Source organism: Streptomyces sp. NPDC087787 (genome assembly GCF_044743035.1).
Classification (GTDB): domain Bacteria; phylum Actinomycetota; class Actinomycetes; order Streptomycetales; family Streptomycetaceae; genus Streptomyces.
Map to the genome: position 1 here is coordinate 197,989 of NZ_JBIUVQ010000014.1, position 17,119 is coordinate 215,107.

A 17,119-nucleotide genomic window follows, 5' to 3' on the forward strand; every position below is an offset into this window, starting at 1 on the left:
AAAGATGTCCTCACGTGTACCTCAACGGCTCCCCGGAGGAGCTGTCGTACGGCGGCCGTTCTCACCTCACCGCGTGCTCAGGAGGGCCTCTCTCAGCTGGTCGGCGTCCATCGCCACCAGGCGCGGCACGCGGTCGTTCCATTGTGCGGCCAGGTCGTCGACGGATCGTACGACGGCTCGGCGTATCCGGCGGGCGGCGACGGTGAGGACGATGGCAGCCAGCGGTCGCAGGAGTCGGCGGCCGCGCAGGGAGACCGTGATCTGTATGTCCCATCTGCCGTCGTGCCGGGACGGCCGGGGTACCGCCCGCACGTCCGCCCGGACCCAGCGGTGGTCGAGCCTGGCCGAGGCCGGGGCCGAGGGTGGGATGCGGTCGCTGTCCGCGGCGGGCCACCAGTCGTCCAGCCGCACCCGGGCGCGGCCCGCCATCTCGAACAGCTTGAGTGGTGCCGCGCCGCCTCGTGTCCGGCCGGCGATCTCGACCAGGGCCGGACGGTCCGGACTCTTCAGCGTCACGTCCAGTTCCGTGGCCATGTCGTCCTCGGCGACGGTGAGTTCGAGGTGAACTGCCCGGCGGTGGTCCCATTCCCCGACGGTGATCCGTGCGGTGCCGCTCGGGTCGGCGGCCTTGTCCTTCCTGGTGCCTTCCGCGTCCGCTGCCGCCTTCCCCTCGCCGGCCCCGTTCTCGATCACGTAGACCGAGCCGGGCCGCAGGTGCCGCCCCTGGATCAGCCGGATGTCCCGTAGCACCTGGCCGTCGGACAGTACGAACCCTTGTTCGTCCACCCGGCACTCCTCCACCAGGGTGCGGATCACGGTGACGGCGTCGACGAGCCAGGGGTAGGGGACCGGTTCGACGACCACCGTGTGCTTGACGGAAAGCATGTCAGCCACCGACGCGCAGGGCGCCCAGCAGCATCGGAAGGAAGATTCGAAGGGTCATCGCGGCTCCCTGTGGCTGGTCGCGGCTCGAGCGTTCTTCGACCGGGCGGGGTCAACTCCTGTGGGGCAGGATCAGCAAGGCGTCTCCGACGGGGCGTTCGCCGGTGGCGTCGGACGGCTGGTTGAGCACCTTGCCGCCGATCACCATGGTGGTGGATCCGCCGCCGTCCAGGTTGATCGCGTCGCGCAGTCCGAGTGACCTGGCGATCTCGGCGCTCTCGGTGATGCTGAGCCCGAGCGCGCCGGTGCTGCGTCCGTCGGCGGTGACGAGCACGGTCCGTCCGGCGGTGTCCACTCCGGCGAGCGTGCGCGGGTTTCGCTTGTGTACCCAGCCGTAGTAGAAGCTCGGGTCGCCCGGACGCACCATGCCGTCGGTGGCCGGTGTGACGTGGAGCCGTCCGTCGCGGACCAGTTCGGGGCCGCCGTTCACGATGTCGGTCCTGGGTGAGGGCGTGACCGGGTGTCCGCGTCCGTCCAGCAGCGTGGCCTTGATGTTCAGGTGGTCACCGACCCGTGCGAGGGCGGTCAGCTCGGCGACGCGCCGGCCGGTCGCCTGCACGGACCTGCCGCCGGCCGGCAGCGGTCCACCGCGTGGCGTGCGCAGTTCCACGACCCGGTCGTGGGCGTCCAGGACGGCTTCGAGTCCCTCGCCTGCGGGGGTGCGCTGCCCGAAGTCGGGGGTGAAGGCGACGAGTTCGTCGGTGCTGGTGCAGGTCACGTCGTGCAGCGGGAGCGCGGTCGGGATGTCGTGTGCGCCGCCGCCGCAGTTCCTGATCAGGCCTGGTACGCGGTTGACGCCGCTCAGGCTCAGCGAGGTGCCCCGGCCGGTGACGCGTCCTTGCCAGGTGAAGCGGGTGATCTCGGTCCGGCGGCCGTTGGTGTGCGTGACGAGGCCGGGGCGTCCGCTGACCGGTTCGCTCAGCAGGCGGCCGTCGTAGACACCGACGCCCGCCGGGTCGCCCGGTGCGCCCGCGAGGGGGTCGAGGACGAAGAACCCGGCGTTGACCGCCGCGGTCGCGCCGGCCGTGTTCGCCAGCTCGCTGGTCCTCTCGCGGTGCTCCAGGTCGGGGCCGTACGACGCCTCCAGGCTTCCGTGGAACCGGCGCGGGTCGACGGTGAGCACGTCGACGCGCCAGGGCCCCCTGTCCGTGCGGTCGCCGTCCCAGCCGGTGTACACCGCCGATCCCGCGTACCCGGCTGCCTTCAGCCGTGCTTGTTCGGAGGCCGCGTCGGACTGCGCGCCGAACGAACCGACCCGGACCCGCCATCCGAGGGTGCCGCCGGCGTAGTCGGCCGTCTTCGATGTCGTCACCTGCTCGACCCGGGCCTGGAAGCCGTCGCGCTGGAGGCCGGCGGCCAGTTCGTCGGCGCTCGCCCTGTCCTTGAGGGCGGTCGGCGGTGCGTCGGGGTCCGGTGAGGTCTCACCGCCCGGAATGGACACCTCGACCGTCCAGCGCAGTGCCGAGTCGGGGGCACCGCGCACGATGCGGGTGAGGGTGACACCCGGCTGGAGGGTTGTCGTCGTGCGGGTCTCGGAGAGGTCGGACGGTCCCAGTGGCAGGGCCCGGGCCTGCCGAAGCGGCTGTGTGGCCGGGGACGCCTGCGCCGGGAGTGCCCCCATGGTGACGAGGACGCCGAGGGCGACACCGGCACCGCACAGTCTCTTCTTCATCCGCAACCGCCTGGAAGCCTGGGCCCCACCGACTCGAAGGACCGACTGACTCGAACATGACATTCGCACCCGTCGGCGGATCATGTTGCCAGCCGTGCGGGCGACACGAAAGCCCGCCGCTCGCGCCCGGGGCGACGGCCCGGGCCGGAGCGCGCCGGGCCGGGCGGTCCGGTGCGCTGCCGGGAAGCCGGCGGATGGGTCGAGACATGGGCGGGCTCCTGAAGAACAGCGTGAGGAACGGTGGGGGGTACGACGGGAACAAGGGGCGATCCGTCCGCTGAAACCGCAGATCAGTATGGCATTAGGGGCAAATACCCCAACATCCCCGGGTGCGCGGGACGTTGGGGCCTGGACAGGACCGGCGTCGTCCTCTCCAACCGTGCCGACCCGGGGCTCAGGTCTCCCTCTCCGGCACGTAGTCGGCCTCCTCGAGACCGAAGGTCCAGGCGACTCCCTGCCGGGCGGTCCGGGTGCTCGGCGGTACCCGCAGCCAGTAGGTGCGGCGGGTGCCGTCGGGCTCCGGGGTGGAGTTGACCACCTCGACCATCACCAGGGGCTCGTCCCCCTCCAGTTCGATGCGCCACAGCACGCCCGCCTTGTCGCGCTGGACGGGTTCGGCGCCGGAATCCTCCAGGTAGCGCTCGTAGCCGTAGTGCTCCAGCATCACGCGGCGCAGCTCGGCGTTCTCCTCCTCGCGTATGCGCGCCGGGGTCAACTCTCCGAGCTCGACAAGGAATTCAGCGGGGATCGGCATACCGCGCCAGGCGTGCAGCGCGAACCCGTCGGGGAAGGCGAGCGCCGGTCCGTCCCCGCGGTCGAGCCGGCCGGCCTCGTCCCGGTGCAGCTCCACGGGGCGTTCGCAGACGACCGCGGCCCTCTCGTACGGCCACCACCAGCCCGCGGCGCGGGCGACCGCGGCGAGTCCGCCGAGTGCCTCCGCGCCGACCTGGCCGTCGAAGGCCGCCAGCCAGGCCGCGTCGTGCTGGCCGAGGACCGCGTCGAGCAGGACGAGCCGGACGACCTGCTCGTCCTCGAGCGCGGTGGTCGAGGCCTCGACCACGCCGGTGCGTATGCGTTCGGTCAGCGCTACCGTGCCGTCCCACAGTTGGGCGCCCGTCAGGGCCCAGTGCGCGGCCCAGCCGGCCGGTCCGAGCCGGTCGAGGACGCGCTTCCGCGCGGCCGCCCAGGGCCGGGTGCGCACCGCGTCGCGGACGGTGCGGCCGGCCGTGCCCTCCGCCGTGAGCCGCGCGGCCACGGCCACGCCCTCGCTGGGCGAGCCCGCCCAGATGATGTGCTCCGGCTCCGGCAGACCCGCCAGCCGGTAGGCCAGGCGCACGCCCTCCTCGGCCGCCGGGCGGTCGGCGGGGCCGGTCGCCGCCGCCACCTCGCGCCACATCGCCGTCGTGTCCACCTGCACGGTCGTCCCGCGCGCGGTGTCGAGAACAGTCTCGTGCGCGGTGTCGTGCGCGGTCTCGCTCACGGTTTTCGTCGGTGTCGTCATCGTTCCGCTCTTCGCTGTCCCAGTCCGGCCGTCTCACGGCGCCGTCCGAACGCGCCGCCTCAATCCGCTGTCTGTACGTGCCGCTTCAGCGCGCCGCTTCAGCGCGCTGCCTCAGTCAGCCACGACGCGCACCGCGCCGGGCGCGTACTCCCGCTGCCGCACCACGCGGTACCAGCCCTTGGGCAGCGGTATCGCCGCGTGTTCCTCGTGCACCACCCGTCCGCCGTCCGGGAGATGGAGGTAGGACGCGCCGAACGGTCCCGCCTCCCTGACCAGCGTCCCCGGTCCGATCACCGCGTGAGCGTGTCCGGTGACCTCGCCGAGAGCCAGGACGAGCCTCCCCCGCGCGTCCCTCGGCTGGTGCGGCAGCCGCTCCGTGCCCGGCGGCACGGCCGCCTCCGCCACGGGCACGATCAGGACATCCCCCTGCCGGTACATACAGGTCTCCCTTCCCCGTCGGCACCTCACCGACCGATGTCCACGACGCTACGCGGGGGGTCTGACAACGCCTCACAGCACAGCTCCCGGCCCGGCCCGGGACCGCCGATGTCAGAGCCGCTTGGTACAACTCTTCGCGAACAACGCAATGCGTGAGAGCCCCAGGAGGCCAGCGTCATGTCCAACGTCGAGCATCTGAAGGAACTGCACGGCCTCCCGGCCTTCGACTTCGCGCAGTTCGCGGGGAAGCGGGAGCTGCCGGAGGCGGGCGACGCGGCCTGGTGGCTGGCCGTCGAGCCGTACGCGGACCCGCCGGGGGAGAGCTTCGGTGAGCTGTGGGACCGCTTCCTCGGCTCCGTCGACCCCGCCGGGGTGCGGGCCATCATCGTGGGCCAGTGGGGTGAGGCGTACGAGGACGACTCCAGCAGCATCGTGCGGCGTCTCGTGGACGCCCGTGACCGGCTGACCGCGCTCCGGGCCGTGTTCATCGGGGACCTGGAGATGGAGGAGTCGGAGATCTCCTGGATCGAGCAGTCCGATGTCACTCCGGTCCTCGACGCGTATCCGCTGCTGGAGGAGTTCGGCATCCGCGGCGGCACCGGGCTGCGTTTCCCGGCGGTCCGCCACGAGCACCTGCGCAGGCTCCGCTTCGAGGCCGGCGGTCTGCCCGGCGAGGTCGTGCGCGGTGTCGCGGCCGGCGAGTTCCCCGCCCTGGAGCACCTCGACATGTGGCTCGGCGTGGAGGCGTACGGCGGCGACTCGGGGGTCGCCGACCTCGCCCCGATCCTGGCCGGGGGACGTTTCCCGGCGCTGCGCCATCTCGGCCTGCGCAACAGCGAGATCCAGGACGAGATCGCCGCCGCCGTCGCCGGGGCTCCCGTCGTCGCCCAGTTGACGTCGCTCGACCTGTCCCTGGGCGTGCTCACCGACGACGGCGCGACCGCGCTGCTCGGCGGTCAGCCGCTCACCCATCTGACCCGGCTCGACCTCCACCACCACTTCCTGAGCGAGTCCATGGCCGATCGGATCCGCGAGGCCGTCGGCTCCAGCGGTACCGAGGTGGACGTCTCGGACCAGCAGACGCCCGACAGCTGGGGGGACCAGGAGTGGCGGTATGTCGCGGTCTCCGAGTAGTCCGGCACCCGCCGCCGGCCTGCGGTTCGCCGTCGTCGGCAATCCCGGCAACAGGCGGACGACGATGTTCGCCGACGCCGTTCGCGCGGCCGGCCACCCGGCACCCCGCGTGCTGGCGTGGCGGGACGTGCTGCATGGACGGTACGCCTTCTCGCCGGGTGAGCTGGTGCGGATCGACTCCCCCGGCGAGGACGCCGAGGTCGACCGGTTGCTGCGGGACACCGACGACCCCACCCGGGTCGAGGGGACGGCTCTGTGGCACCGCCGGTTCACCGCCGCGGTCCGGGAGCTGACCGCCGCGGCGCGGCAGGCGGGCGCGGTGACTGCCGCCGACCCGGAGGACGTCGCGGTCATGTTCGACAAGCGGCGCTGCCATGCCCGGCTCGCCGCCGCGGGCGTGCCGGTGCCCCCGGCCCTGACGGGTCCGGTCGGCGGCTGGTCCGGGCCGGACGGTCTCCGGGAGCGGCTGAAGGCGGCGCGGATCTCACGCGCGTTCGTGAAGCCGGCGCACGGGTCGTCGGCCTCCGGTGTCGTGGCGCTGACGCTGGCGGGTCCGGGCCGGGTCAGGGCGACGACCTCCGTGGAGACCACGGCCGACGGCCGCCTCCACAACTCCCTCCGGGTGCGCCACTACACCACGGAGCCGGAGGTCGCCGCCCTCGTCGACGCGCTGGCCCCGGACGGGCTCCATGTCGAGCGGTGGCTGCCGAAGGCCTCACAGGGCGGCCGGGCCACCGACCTGCGGGTGGTCGTGGTGGCAGGGCGCGCCACGCATGCGGTGGTACGGACCAGCCCGCATCCCATGACGAATCTGCACCTCGGTGGCGCCCGCGGCGACCTGGACGCGGTGCGCGCGGCGATCCGGACCGCGGGAGGCCGTTTCACGGACGTGCTGGACATGGCCGAACGGGCGGCCGCGTGCTTCCCGGGCACCCTGTGCGTCGGCGTGGACATCCTGCCGGCGACGGCCTGGCGCCGCTTCACGGTCGGCGAGGTGAACGCCTTCGGGGACCTCCTGCCCCGCCTCACCGGCCTGCCGGGCAGTGGCGCCGAGGGCCTGGACACCTACGCCGCACAGGTCGCGGCCGCACCGGCCGTCGTGCGGGCGGCCGCACGGACCGAGGCACCGACCACACGGACCTCGGCGACGGCCCCCGCGCCGGCCGTCATACGGGACGCCGCACGGACCGACGCGCCAGACGCCGCCCAGGCCGCCGGACGGACGCCCGCACCGGCCGCCGCCCCGGCCCTCGCCCCGGCCCCGGCCGCGGCCCCCGCACGGCGAGCACGACGCAAGGAGCACCACCATGACCGCAGCGCTTGACATGAACGACATCGTGGGGGGCCACGACATCCTGTTCGTCACGCTCGACACCCTCCGCTACGACGTGGCACAGGAGCTGGCGGCGGCCGGACGCACTCCGCATCTGGCCCGGCACCTGCCCGGCGGAGCCTGGGAGCGTCGGCACGCCCCCGGCAGCTTCACCTACGCCTCCCACCAGGCGATGTTCGCGGGCTTCCTGCCGACGCCGGCCGCGCCGGGTCCGCATCCTCGGCTCTTCGCGGCCCGTTTCGCGGGCAGTGAGACCACCGCGAACGGCACCTTCGTCTACGACACCCCCGACCTGGTCTCGGGCCTGGCCTCGGTGGGCTACCGCACCGTGTGCATAGGCGGCGTGGGCTTCTTCAACAAGCAGGGGCCGCTGGGCTCCGTCCTGCCGGGGATGTTCCAGGAGAGCCACTGGCGGCCGGAGTTCGGGGTGACCTCATCCACGTCGTTCGAGGCCCAGGTGGACTGCGCGGAGCGAGTCGTAGCGGAACTCCCCGAGGATCAGCGGCTGTTCCTGTTCATGAACGTGTCGGCCCTGCACCAGCCCAACTGGTTCCACCTCCCAGGGGCCGGCCGCGAGGCGGGTGACACGCGGGCCACCCACGCCGCGGCGCTCGAGTACGTCGACCGGCACATGGGACGGCTGCTGGCCGCCGTCGCCGGCCGCCGTCCGTGCTTCGCCGTCGTCTGCTCCGACCACGGCACGGCGTACGGCGAGGACGGCTACAGCGGCCACCGCATCGGCCATGACGTCGTATGGACCGTGCCCTACGCCCACTTCCTCGTCGACGGAGACCGATGACCATGACCGTCACCAGCGCCGAAGCGGTGATCGCGCCCAGCGCCGTCCGCCCGTACCAGCAGTACGTCTACGCGTATCCGCACAAGACCGCGTACCGCCCCCTCGCCCGGGAGCGGGCGTCTCTGCGCGCGCTGTGGGCGGACGAGCCCAAGGACGCGCTCTCGCTCTACTTCCACATCCCGTTCTGCGAGGTCCGCTGCGGCTTCTGCAATCTCTTCACCCGGATCGGGGCGCCGGACGGCCTGACCACGGCCTACCTGGACGCGATGGAACGGCAGGCGGCCGCGGTGCGCGAGGCGCTGGGCGAGGGGGCGCGGTACGCCAACGCGGCCTTCGGCGGCGGCACTCCGACGTTCCTCAAGGCGGCCGAGCTGGAGCGGCTGTGCGATCTGGCCGAGCACGGTCTGGGCGCCGACCTCGCCGCGATCCCGCTGTCGGTGGAGGCCTCGCCCGCCACCGCGACCGCCGACCGGCTGGCGGTGCTGGCCGCCCGCGGCACCACGCGGCTGAGTCTGGGCGTGCAGAGCTTCACCGACTCCGAGGCGCGGGCGGCCGTACGCCCCCAGCGCCGGGCGGACGTCGAAGCGGCCCTCGCCCGGATCCGCGACGCCGGCATCCCCGTCCTCAACATCGACCTGATCTACGGCATCGACGGCCAGACCGAGCAGTCCTGGACCCGTTCCCTCGACGCCGCCCTCGCCTGGCGGCCGGAGGAGCTGTACCTCTACCCCCTCTACGTGCGGCCGCTCACCGGTCTCGGCCGGCACCGCGGCTCGGCGCCCGGCGGCGACGCCGACTGGGACGAGCAGCGGCTGCGGCTGTACCGCCACGGCCGCGACCACCTGCTCGCGCGGGGCTACCAGCAGGTGTCGATGCGCATGTTCCGCCGCGCGGACGCCCCCGCCACCGGCGGCGAGGACTACGCGTGCCAGAGCGACGGCATGGTCGGCCTCGGCTGCGGCTCCCGCTCGTACACCTCCGCACTGCACTACTCCTTCGACTACGCCGTCGACATGCACCGCATACGCGGGATCATCGACGACTACACGGCACGCCCCGCCGACGGCTTCCGGCACGCGGACTTCGGCTGGGAGATGACCGCGGACGAGTCCCGGCGCCGCCATCTGCTCCAGTCACTGCTGCAGGCCGAGGGCATGCCCGTCGCGGACTACCGGGCCCGTTTCGGCAGCGAGCCCGGCGACGACTTCGCCACCGAGCTGGACCGTTTCCGCGAGCGGGGCTGGCTGGACGGCTCCGCGGGCCCGGAGCTGCTGCGGCTGTCCCCGGAGGGACTTGCCCACTCCGACGCGCTGGGGCCCGAGTTGTTCTCCACCGCGGTGCGCGAACGCATGGCCGCGTACGAACCGAAGTGACGGAGCGCGCATGGACCTGACGATCCTCTACCGCGGCCCGCTGGCGTCGTGCGACTACGACTGCCCCTACTGCCCCTTCGCCAAACGCCGGGACAGCCGCGGCCAGCTCACCGCGGACCGCGCCGCGCTGGAGCGTTTCGCCGCCTGGGCGGGGGCGCAGCGCGACGACCGGCTCTCCCTGCTGTTCACTCCGTGGGGCGAGGGCCTGGTGCGGTCCTGGTACCGGCGTACGCTCGCGGAGTTGAGCCGGCTCCCGCACATCCGGCGGGTGGCGATCCAGACCAATCTCAGTTGCCGCACCGACTGGCTGGACACCGCCGACCTGGACTCCCTCGCCCTGTGGTGCACCTTCCACCCCGGGCAGACGCCCTACGACCGCTTCCTTGCCAAGTGCCACGACCTGGCCGCGCGCGGTGTCCGGCACAGCGTCGGCGTCGTCGGCCTTCCCGAGCACCTGGAGCAGGCGCGCCGGCTGCGCGACGACCTTCCCGGCCACGTGTACCTGTGGGTCAACGCCGCCGAGGGCCACACCTACACCGACGCCGAGGCCGACCGGTGGACGGCCCTGGACCCGCTCTTCCCGTACAGCCGCCACCCGCACCGCAGCGCGGGCCTGCCCTGCCGTACGGGAGAGTCGGTCATATCGGTGGACGGCGAGGGCACGGTGCGCCGCTGCCACTTCGTCCGCTCGGAGCTGGGCAACCTGTACGACGGCTCCTACCGGCGGGCCCTGCGCCCCCGCCCGTGCCCGCTGGCCGTGTGCGACTGCCACATCGGCTACGTGCACCTGGAGACGCTGCCCCTGTACGACGTGTTCGCGGGCGGCGTCCTGGAACGGATCCCCGCAACGCCGCCCGCGGTGCAGCGCCTGACACCGACGCCCCGGTAGCGGGCGGCCCCCGAGGCCTTGTCAGGCAGGGCGGCCGGGTGCCCGGTCGAAGTCGTCGTCGCTCATGCGCAGGAGTGCCCAGCCGGCCCCGGCGAAGCCGGCCGCGGCGACGAGCAGGCCGATGCCGGCCGCGACGTGCCCCGGCATGAAGGGATGGGTGAAGCCGCCCAGGGCCAGGGCGATGCCCGCCCAGGCCGGCGCGGCGCCGCTGCGCCACAGGGCGAGGCCGAGCAGCAGCAGGCCGACGACGATGCCGATGATGAACAGCAGGCCGCCCGTCAGGGCCAACGGGTCCTCCTCCAGGGCCTTCTGCAGCGCGGCCACGGTCGGCACGTCGAGGCCGCGCTTCGCCGTCATGTAGGCGAGCAGGTCGCCGCCCTGGTTGAGGGGGAAACCCGCCAGCTGACCGAGGAGCGCGAGGAGCGCGCCGGCGGTGGTGAGCCGGGGCGCGCCCCGGCGGGACACCCAGATCACGGCCAACGTCGCCGGGATCAGCAGGACCAGGAACGGCACACCGAGGTACTGGGTGACGCGGGCCTGGTCGAGGTGGCCGGTGTAGGCGGTCACGGTGTCCTCGAAGGACGTGCCTCCGTCGACGGGGCTGAGGATGTAGCCGAGCCCCATGCCGGTCATCGGCAGCGGGGCGACGACGGCGAGCAGGACGCGCCAGAACCCTCGCATGTCTTTCCGCGGCTTCGGCGGCCGTGTCGGGGTCGGCCGGCTGCCGGTGTCGGGGGCGGTGTCGGGCTGCATGGTGGAACCTCCGGTCGGTACGGGAAGGGTGAGGGTGGGTCAGCTCGCCTGCGGTGTCTTCGCCGACCGGCCCGCCACGAGGTACGCGAGGGCCAGGCCGGTGCCGGCGGCGCTGAGGACGAGGCCGATGAGAGCGCCGTCCCAGCTCCGGACGAGGGCGACGACCGCGCCGACCAGGTTGAGCGCGCCGACGGTGAGCACGGCGGGCGCGGCCCAGGCGGCGGAGCGGAGCAGGGCGATCGCGGTGACGACGCCGACGACGCCGAGCAGGCTGATCAGCCAGGCGGCCGGGGCGGGGATGCCGTTTCCCCCGTCGTCGAGGGCGATCGGCAGATTGAGCAGCGACATGGCGAGGGTCGCGACGGCGGCGGAGCAGCGGACGGTCCTCATGACGGCCTCCTGGATGCGGCGTTGGCCGGACCAGCGTCCGGCTCGCCCAGATCCCCGGCCCAGGGTTCGCCTTCCCGCGTCGGCGCGGTCGCGTCCGCCGCCTGACGCCCCGATTCCCGGGCGGATCGGGAAGGTTTCCCGCGCCTCCGGGAAACACGGCCGTTGATGACGGCGGGCGCGGATCGGGATACTCGACGCATCGACACTTCGCGCGGACACCGGACCCGGGACGGCAGCCGATGGGCCGCCGCGTCACTGGCGGCTGTCCTCGTCGGGGTGGGCTTCCTGCTGTGGTGGGCGAGCACGGGGCGTCCGATGCCGGACTCAGGTGGGTCCCCGGCCTGGGTGGAGCCGCTGGTCACGATGATCGCCTACGGGGTGGCGGGGGCCCTGCTCATCGACCGCCGTCCGGACCTGCCGTTCGGGTGGCTGCTCGCCGGGGCGGCCGTGCTGGTCGTCGTGCGGGTGCTGGTCCTGCCGCCGGCGTACGCGGCCGTCCTGGACGGCGACCGCGGTGTCCCGGCGCGCTGGGGACTGACGGCCGGGACCCTCGCCTTCGCGCCGGTCGCCGTGCAGGGTCTGATCAACATCCGGTTCCCGTCAGGGCGACCGGCCGGGCGGTGGAGCGCGGTCCTCGAGAAGGTGCTCGTCGCCTGCACCGTGCTGGTGATGGTGGGCGGGCTGCTCGGCGGCACGACCCTGCGGGACGCCGAGAACGGGGTGACCGGGCTGTCCCACCCGCTCACCGGCGGGAGCGCGGCCGGCCGGATCGCCGACGCGGCGACTCTCCTGGCGCCCGTGGTGGTGCTGCTCGGCCTGATCGCGGGCATCGGTGTCGTGGTCCGGTTCGCCCGGGCCGAGGGGGTCGCCCGCCAGCAGCTCAAGTGGCGGGCGGTCGGCGTGGTCGTGGCACTGGCGCTGTTTCCGCTCGCCGTCACCGAGCAACTGCCTTCGCTCACGGACAGCGTGGACACGGTCGTGTTCGTCCTGACCCTGGCGGTCCCCGTGCTGCGCTACCGGCTGTGGTCCATCGACACGGTCCTGCGCCGCTCCCTGGTGTACGGGGCGATCACCGCCGCCCTGGTCATCGGGTTCGCCGTGCTGACGGGGCTGGCCACCCGCGTGGTCTCCCGGCAGGTGGCGGCCCCGGTCGCCGCCGCGGCCGTGGCACTGTCCTTCGTGCCGCTGCGCGACCGCACGCAGCACCTGGTGGACCACCTCTTCTACGGCGGCCGCCAGGATCCGTACCGGACGCTGCGGGACCTCGGGCAGCGGCTGAACGCCGTCCCGGGCGGCGACGCGCTCGGCTCGTTCGCTCACGCGGCGGCGTCCGCGCTGCGGCTGCCGTACGTGGCCGTCGAACGCGCCGACGGTACCCGCGTCGCGTCCTACGGGACACCCGTCGAGCCGATGGAACGCCGGCCTCTGCCGTACGAAGGCCAGGTCGAGGGCTTCCTGGTGGCGTCGGCGCGGCGCGGCGAGGAGGGCTTCGACGACCGCGACCGCGCCCTGCTCTCCGACCTCGCCGGTCAGCTCGGTCTGGCCCTGCACACCTGGACCCTCACCGCCGAGCTGCTGCGGTCGCAGCAGCGCCTGGTCGCCGCGCGGGAGGAGGAGCGGCGGCGACTGCGCCGCGAACTGCACGACGGCCTGGGTCCGGTGCTCACCGCCGTCGGCCTCACCCTGGACGCCGCCCGCGCACGGCTGGAGACCGACCCGGCCGCGGCCGACACCCACATCGCCGAGGCCCGCGAGGCCGCCGCCCAGGCGCTGGCGGACCTGCGCAAGGTGGTGCACGGGCTGCGCCCGCCCAGCCTCGACGACCTCGGGCTGGCCGGGGCGCTGCGCTCGCAGGCAGACCGGCTCACGGCGGGCTCGCCGCTGCGGGTCACCGTCGAGGCGGGCGAACTGCCCGGCCTGCCGGCGGCGGTGGAGGTCGCCGTCTACCGCACCGCCGTCGAGGCGATCACGAACGCGGTGCGCCACAGCGACGGACGGCGGTGTCGCGTACACCTGGACGTCTCCGCGCGCGAGTTGGTGTTGCGGGTGGGCGACGACGGTACGTCCGGCGGTCCGTGGCTGCCCGGGGTCGGCGTCACCGCGATGCGCGAACGCGCCGCGGAACTGGGCGGACGCTGTCAGGCCGGCCCCGGTCCCGAGGGCGGCGCCGTCACCGCCTGGTTCCCGCTCCCGGAGACGCCATGATCCGTGTACTGCTCGCCGACGACCATCCCCTGGTGCGCCAGGGGATGCGCGCGGTCCTCGACGCCGTCGGCGGCATCGAGGTGGCCGGTGAGGCCGGGGACGGCCTCGAAGCTGTCCGCGGGGCCGTCGAGCTGCTGCCCGACGTCGTCGTGATGGATCTGCAACTGCCGGGACTGCACGGCATCGAGGCCACCCGGCAGATCCGGACCCGGGTGCCGGACGCGGCCGTGCTGGTCCTGACGATGTTCGAGGACGACGCGACGGTCTTCGCCGCCGTCCAGGCCGGTGCGCTCGGCTATCTCGTCAAGGGGGCCGACGGAGCGGACATCGTCGCCGCGATCCACGCCGCCGCGGCAGGGCAGCCGGTCTTCGGCGCCGCGCTGGCGGGGCGGCTGCGTACGTGGTTCGTGTCGCCGCCGCCGCAGGACGGCCCGTTCCCCGAACTCACCGCACGGGAGCGGGAGATCCTCGACCAGCTCGCGGCCGGGCTGTCCAACGCCGAGATCGGGCGGCGCCTGCATCTGTCCGGCAAGACCGTGGCGAACAACGTCTCGGCGATCCTCGCCAAACTGCACCTCACCCAACGCAGCCAGGCCATCGTCCGGGCACGCGACGCCGGTCTGGGCCGCCCACGCTGAGAACTCCCCCTCCTCCAGTCCGGTTCAGCCCTGTTCCGCGGCGCTCGCGCCGCGTCGCGCCAACGGGCGTGTCCCGCCCAGCCGCAGTCTCGCCCCGGCCGCCTCGGCGCGGCCCCGGTCGGCGAGACGGTCGGCACCGCACTCCTCCGCCAGTTCGACGCCCTCGTGCAGAAGCCCGGTCGCCCGGTCCGTGGCGCCGACGCGGCCGAGTTCCGCGCCGAGGTCGATCAGGGCCTCCGCGTACGCGTGCCGGCTGGGCGATCGGCGCAGTATCTCCACCGCGCGCTCGCGCAGGGACAGCGACTGCCCGTCCTCGGCCACCGCCGCGCTGAAGCTCAGCGCCTCACCGATGGCGGTGGGTGTGCCGTAGCGCTCGGCCCGCCGCAGCATCTTCGCCGTGAGGGCGCGGGCGCGCGCGGGGTCCTCGTCGGCGACGGCGAGGGCGAGATGTCCCGCCCAGGGGCACCAGGTCGGGTTGACGATGCCCTTGGCATCCAGCCGCGCCCCGGCGGCGGTGAGTTGTGCCTCTGCCTCCTTGCGCAGGCCACGGGCGAGAAGCAGCCGTCCGTAGACCGTCTGGGAGTCCGGGAAGACCACGGCGTTCAGGTACGGGGGCGCGAAGTCGTACGTTCTGGCGACCCGCAGCGCCTCCTCCACGCGGCCCCGGGACAGCAGGACGTCCACGAGAAGCCCCACCGCGTACCACCGGGCGGGCACCCGGTCGCCGACCCGCTCGGCCAGGCGCACTCCCTCACGGGCGCACTCCTCCGCCTTGACGAGCATCCCGCGCCGGAGCCGGACCAGGCCGAGGAGGGTGAAGCCGAAGGAGAGGTGGGCGCCGCTCCAGCCGACCTGCTCGCACTCGGCGATGGCCGAACTGAACAGTTCCTCCGCGCGGTCGCACTCGTCGGCGTACATGTAGCTGAGCGCGGCCACGCTCGGCAGTTCGAAGCCCCAGTCCGGGTCGGTGTAGCTGAGGCCCATGGCGCGCCGGGCGACGTCCAGGGTGTCCGTGGCCGGCTCCCCGCGCAGCGTGGCGTCCCAGGTGCGGATGCACAGCAGGGCCCGCTCCTCGATGGCCTCGCCGGGCAGCTGCTCGACGAGCCGTGCGAGTCGGCGGGAGCGGTCGGACGCCTGCTTCTCGTGGGCGTCGAAGACGAGCCACAGGTAGTGCGCGACCTGCATGCGCAGCCGTGCCCGCGGGGACGCGGACCGGGCCACCTCGGCGCCCGCGACGGCGGCCGCCTTGGCGAGTTCGTCGTTGTGCGCGAAGACCTGGGCCAGCCGGAAGGTGGCGTTCTCCCGCAACTCGGGGTCCAGGAAGGGTTGTTCCAGGGCGGCGGTGAGGTGGTTGACCGTGGTGGCGGGGGCGGTGAGCAGGGCGGAGCAGCCGAGTTCGTGGAGGACGCCCGCGCGGTCCTCGGGCGCGGGAGGTTCGCGCAGCGCGCGTTCCAGGCAGCGCCGGGCCGCGTCGGGCGCGCCCAGACGGAGGTTCTCGCGGGCGGCGGCGCGCAGTTGCCGGACGGTGTTCGGGTCGCCCTCGGGGTGGGTCTCCAGCAGGTGCCGTGCGGCGGCGGTGATGCCCAGGCCTGCGTCGGCGACCGCCCAGGCGGCCTGACCGTGCAGCGCGGTGCGCGTGGTGGGCGGGATGGCCTGGTACACGGCGGTGGCGATGAGCGGGTGGATGAACTCGAGGGTGCGGGTGCCGGTGAGGATGCGGGCGACCCGCAGCCGGTCCACGGCGGCCTGCGCCTCGGCCGGGGGCAGTCCGGCCACGGTGGCGGCCAACTCCGCGGAGATCTCGGTGCCGAGCACCGCGGCGGCCCAGGCGAGCCGGACGGCGGCGTGGCCGAGCCTCTCCAGGCGCTTGACCAGACCGGTGCCCCGTGCGCTCGCGGCGAGTTCGCCGAGCAGGGAGGCCGATTCCGCGTCCGGGGCGAGGCCACGGTCCTGGACCCTGGCGATCAGCTCGACGGCCTCGTAGGGGTTGCCGCCGGTGACCAGCCAGCACTCACGGCAGAAGACGTCGTCGGCCTCCGCTCCGAGCGAGCGCCGCACCAGTCCGGCCACCGCCTCCGGGCTGAGGGCGTGCAGCGGGATCGGGCGTGCGCTGCGGCCGTCGACCAGTTCGCGGAACGTCTGCGCCTCGGCGGGCACCTCGTCGGGGCGGTAGCCGATGACCACCAGGATGGGAAGTTCCCGTGCCCGCACCGCGAAGGCGGCGAGCCAGGCGAGGGACTCCAGGTCGCCCCAGTGGGCGTCGTCGAGGACCATCACGACCGGTGCGCGGCGCACGGCCACCTGGGTGACGACCCAGTCGAGTCCGTCCCGGACGCCCTGCGGGTCCGGGCCGGCGGTATCGGTCTTCTGGGCGAACAGGCCGACTGCCGGTCCGGCGATCTCGTACCAGCCGCCGAAGATGTCGCGGCGCTCGGTCTCGGTGCAGGCCGCGAGGACGGGCTGGAGCAACTGGCGTACGACGTGGAAGGGGACGGTGTGCTCCTGCTCGCTGCCCCGGGCGGACAGCACGGTGCAGCCGCGGGCCGCGGCCATGCGGCGGATCTCGGCCAGTACGGTCGTCTTTCCCAGTCCGGCGGCGGCGCTGAAGAACAGCAGCCCGCCCCGCCTGCCTTCGCCGTTCCCCTCGCCCGCACAGATCCCGTCCACCGCTTTCCGAGCGGCGGTCACCTCGTTCTCGCGCTCGTACAGGGGCTTCCCCAGCCGATCGCGTCCGTCCACGATGGTGGTCCTCTCGGTGCGCTGGCGTTCCGACACTCCGTTACCCCTGATCTGCCGGTATGCCGGGAAGCCTAGCGAAACGCACACGCAGACTGCACAGTTGCGTGCGAATTGGTTGCGGGCGGCGGCGAAAGGGTACTCACGCCAGGAACTGACGCTTCGTCATGCGTCCGGGCGTCCGGAAACAGCGCGTCCACGGGGGCCGCCACGTCAGCGGCCGAGGCCGCGGGTGCCTTGTCGGCCGAGGTCCTGGCGGTCGAGTGCGGGTCTGCCGGTGTCCGAAAGTGCTGGGGGCGAGCGGGAACGCAGCCGC

The 17,119-nt window shown here is 73.5% G+C and carries 14 protein-coding genes; 7 read left to right on the forward strand and 7 right to left on the reverse strand.

Features of this window, described 5'->3' with window-relative positions; translation table 11 throughout:
• Positions 1–66 precede the first annotated feature (66 nt).
• The 4 genes from ACIOWN_RS22955 to ACIOWN_RS22970 all read right to left on the reverse strand — a co-directional run bounded on the left by ACIOWN_RS22955 (position 67) and on the right by ACIOWN_RS22970 (position 4,553).
• Positions 67–885 (reverse strand): hypothetical protein, encoded by an 819-nt coding sequence (locus ACIOWN_RS22955; protein WP_401983236.1) that lies wholly within the window; start codon positions 883–885, stop codon positions 67–69.
• A gap of 109 nt (positions 886–994) precedes the next feature.
• Complete coding sequence (locus tag ACIOWN_RS22960; RefSeq protein WP_401983237.1) at positions 995–2,614, reverse strand: phosphodiester glycosidase family protein; 1,620 nt, start codon at positions 2,612–2,614, stop codon at positions 995–997.
• A gap of 394 nt (positions 2,615–3,008) precedes the next feature.
• Positions 3,009–4,010 carry a DUF6745 domain-containing protein gene (locus ACIOWN_RS22965; RefSeq protein ID WP_401983262.1) on the reverse strand — a complete coding sequence of 334 codons (1,002 nt, stop codon included), beginning with the start codon at positions 4,008–4,010 and terminating at the stop codon, positions 3,009–3,011.
• Between the two features lie 216 nt (positions 4,011–4,226).
• Positions 4,227–4,553, reverse strand: a complete 327-nt coding sequence (locus ACIOWN_RS22970) for a hypothetical protein (RefSeq protein WP_362351121.1) — start codon at positions 4,551–4,553, stop codon at positions 4,227–4,229.
• Positions 4,554–4,730: 177 nt separating this feature from the next.
• Here ACIOWN_RS22970 and ACIOWN_RS22975 point away from each other — a divergent pair, with 177 nt between their 5' ends.
• Genes ACIOWN_RS22975 through ACIOWN_RS22995 form a run of 5 tightly spaced genes read left to right on the forward strand, consistent with a single transcriptional unit; the run spans position 4,731 to position 10,081 of the window.
• Entirely contained in the window at positions 4,731–5,687 is a 957-nt protein-coding gene (locus tag ACIOWN_RS22975) for an STM4015 family protein (protein ID WP_401983238.1), read from the forward strand.
• A complete protein-coding gene (locus ACIOWN_RS22980; RefSeq protein WP_401983239.1) occupies positions 5,668–7,011 on the forward strand; it encodes an STM4014 family protein in 1,344 nt (447 codons plus the stop codon). Before ACIOWN_RS22975 ends, ACIOWN_RS22980 begins: the two co-directional genes overlap by 20 nt.
• Position 7,012: 1 nt before the next feature.
• A complete protein-coding gene (locus tag ACIOWN_RS22985; RefSeq protein WP_401983263.1) occupies positions 7,013–7,819 on the forward strand; it encodes an STM4013/SEN3800 family hydrolase in 807 nt (268 codons plus the stop codon).
• On the forward strand, positions 7,816–9,192 hold the full coding sequence (locus ACIOWN_RS22990) for an STM4012 family radical SAM protein (RefSeq protein WP_401983240.1): 1,377 nt from the start codon (positions 7,816–7,818) through the stop codon (positions 9,190–9,192). Before ACIOWN_RS22985 ends, ACIOWN_RS22990 begins: the two co-directional genes overlap by 4 nt.
• A gap of 10 nt (positions 9,193–9,202) precedes the next feature.
• Complete coding sequence (locus tag ACIOWN_RS22995) at positions 9,203–10,081, forward strand: STM4011 family radical SAM protein (RefSeq protein WP_401983241.1); 879 nt, start codon at positions 9,203–9,205, stop codon at positions 10,079–10,081.
• A gap of 21 nt (positions 10,082–10,102) precedes the next feature.
• Here ACIOWN_RS22995 and ACIOWN_RS23000 read toward each other — a convergent pair whose 3' ends face one another.
• Positions 10,103–10,762: a hypothetical protein gene (locus ACIOWN_RS23000; RefSeq protein ID WP_401983242.1), complete on the reverse strand. Its 660-nt coding sequence runs from the start codon at positions 10,760–10,762 to the stop codon at positions 10,103–10,105.
• Positions 10,763–10,873: 111 nt separating this feature from the next.
• The gene (locus ACIOWN_RS23005; RefSeq protein ID WP_401983243.1) at positions 10,874–11,224 is read right to left on the reverse strand and encodes a hypothetical protein; all 351 of its coding nucleotides are present in this window, start codon (positions 11,222–11,224) and stop codon (positions 10,874–10,876) included.
• A gap of 315 nt (positions 11,225–11,539) precedes the next feature.
• On the opposite strand from ACIOWN_RS23005, the gene ACIOWN_RS23010 reads away from it, so the two are divergent.
• Both ACIOWN_RS23010 and ACIOWN_RS23015 read left to right on the forward strand, forming a co-directional pair.
• The gene (locus ACIOWN_RS23010) at positions 11,540–13,429 is read left to right on the forward strand and encodes a sensor histidine kinase (RefSeq protein WP_401983244.1); all 1,890 of its coding nucleotides are present in this window, start codon (positions 11,540–11,542) and stop codon (positions 13,427–13,429) included.
• Complete coding sequence (locus ACIOWN_RS23015) at positions 13,426–14,067, forward strand: response regulator transcription factor (protein WP_362351099.1); 642 nt, start codon at positions 13,426–13,428, stop codon at positions 14,065–14,067. Before ACIOWN_RS23010 ends, ACIOWN_RS23015 begins: the two co-directional genes overlap by 4 nt.
• Before the next feature lie 24 nt (positions 14,068–14,091).
• Here the strand turns inward: ACIOWN_RS23015 and ACIOWN_RS23020 are convergent, their stop codons facing one another.
• Positions 14,092–16,806 carry an ATP-binding protein gene (locus ACIOWN_RS23020; RefSeq protein ID WP_401983245.1) on the reverse strand — a complete coding sequence of 905 codons (2,715 nt, stop codon included), beginning with the start codon at positions 16,804–16,806 and terminating at the stop codon, positions 14,092–14,094.
• Between the last annotated feature and the right edge of the window lie 313 nt (positions 16,807–17,119).

Coding starts and splice junctions, on each gene's coding strand:
- ACIOWN_RS22960 (WP_401983237.1), bottom strand. CDS start 2,614: ATGAAGAAGAGACTGTGCGGTGCCGGTGTCGCCCTCGGCGTCCTCGTC.
- ACIOWN_RS22975 (WP_401983238.1), top strand. CDS start 4,731: ATGTCCAACGTCGAGCATCTGAAGGAACTGCACGGCCTCCCGGCCTTC.
- ACIOWN_RS23000 (WP_401983242.1), bottom strand. CDS start 10,762: ATGCGAGGGTTCTGGCGCGTCCTGCTCGCCGTCGTCGCCCCGCTGCCG.
- ACIOWN_RS22965 (WP_401983262.1), bottom strand. CDS start 4,010: ATGTGGCGCGAGGTGGCGGCGGCGACCGGCCCCGCCGACCGCCCGGCG.
- ACIOWN_RS22985 (WP_401983263.1), top strand. CDS start 7,013: ATGAACGACATCGTGGGGGGCCACGACATCCTGTTCGTCACGCTCGAC.
- ACIOWN_RS22970 (WP_362351121.1), bottom strand. CDS start 4,553: ATGTACCGGCAGGGGGATGTCCTGATCGTGCCCGTGGCGGAGGCGGCC.
- ACIOWN_RS22990 (WP_401983240.1), top strand. CDS start 7,816: ATGACCATGACCGTCACCAGCGCCGAAGCGGTGATCGCGCCCAGCGCC.
- ACIOWN_RS22995 (WP_401983241.1), top strand. CDS start 9,203: ATGGACCTGACGATCCTCTACCGCGGCCCGCTGGCGTCGTGCGACTAC.
- ACIOWN_RS23015 (WP_362351099.1), top strand. CDS start 13,426: ATGATCCGTGTACTGCTCGCCGACGACCATCCCCTGGTGCGCCAGGGG.
- ACIOWN_RS23005 (WP_401983243.1), bottom strand. CDS start 11,224: ATGAGGACCGTCCGCTGCTCCGCCGCCGTCGCGACCCTCGCCATGTCG.
- ACIOWN_RS22955 (WP_401983236.1), bottom strand. CDS start 885: ATGCTTTCCGTCAAGCACACGGTGGTCGTCGAACCGGTCCCCTACCCC.
- ACIOWN_RS22980 (WP_401983239.1), top strand. CDS start 5,668: ATGTCGCGGTCTCCGAGTAGTCCGGCACCCGCCGCCGGCCTGCGGTTC.
- ACIOWN_RS23010 (WP_401983244.1), top strand. CDS start 11,540: ATGCCGGACTCAGGTGGGTCCCCGGCCTGGGTGGAGCCGCTGGTCACG.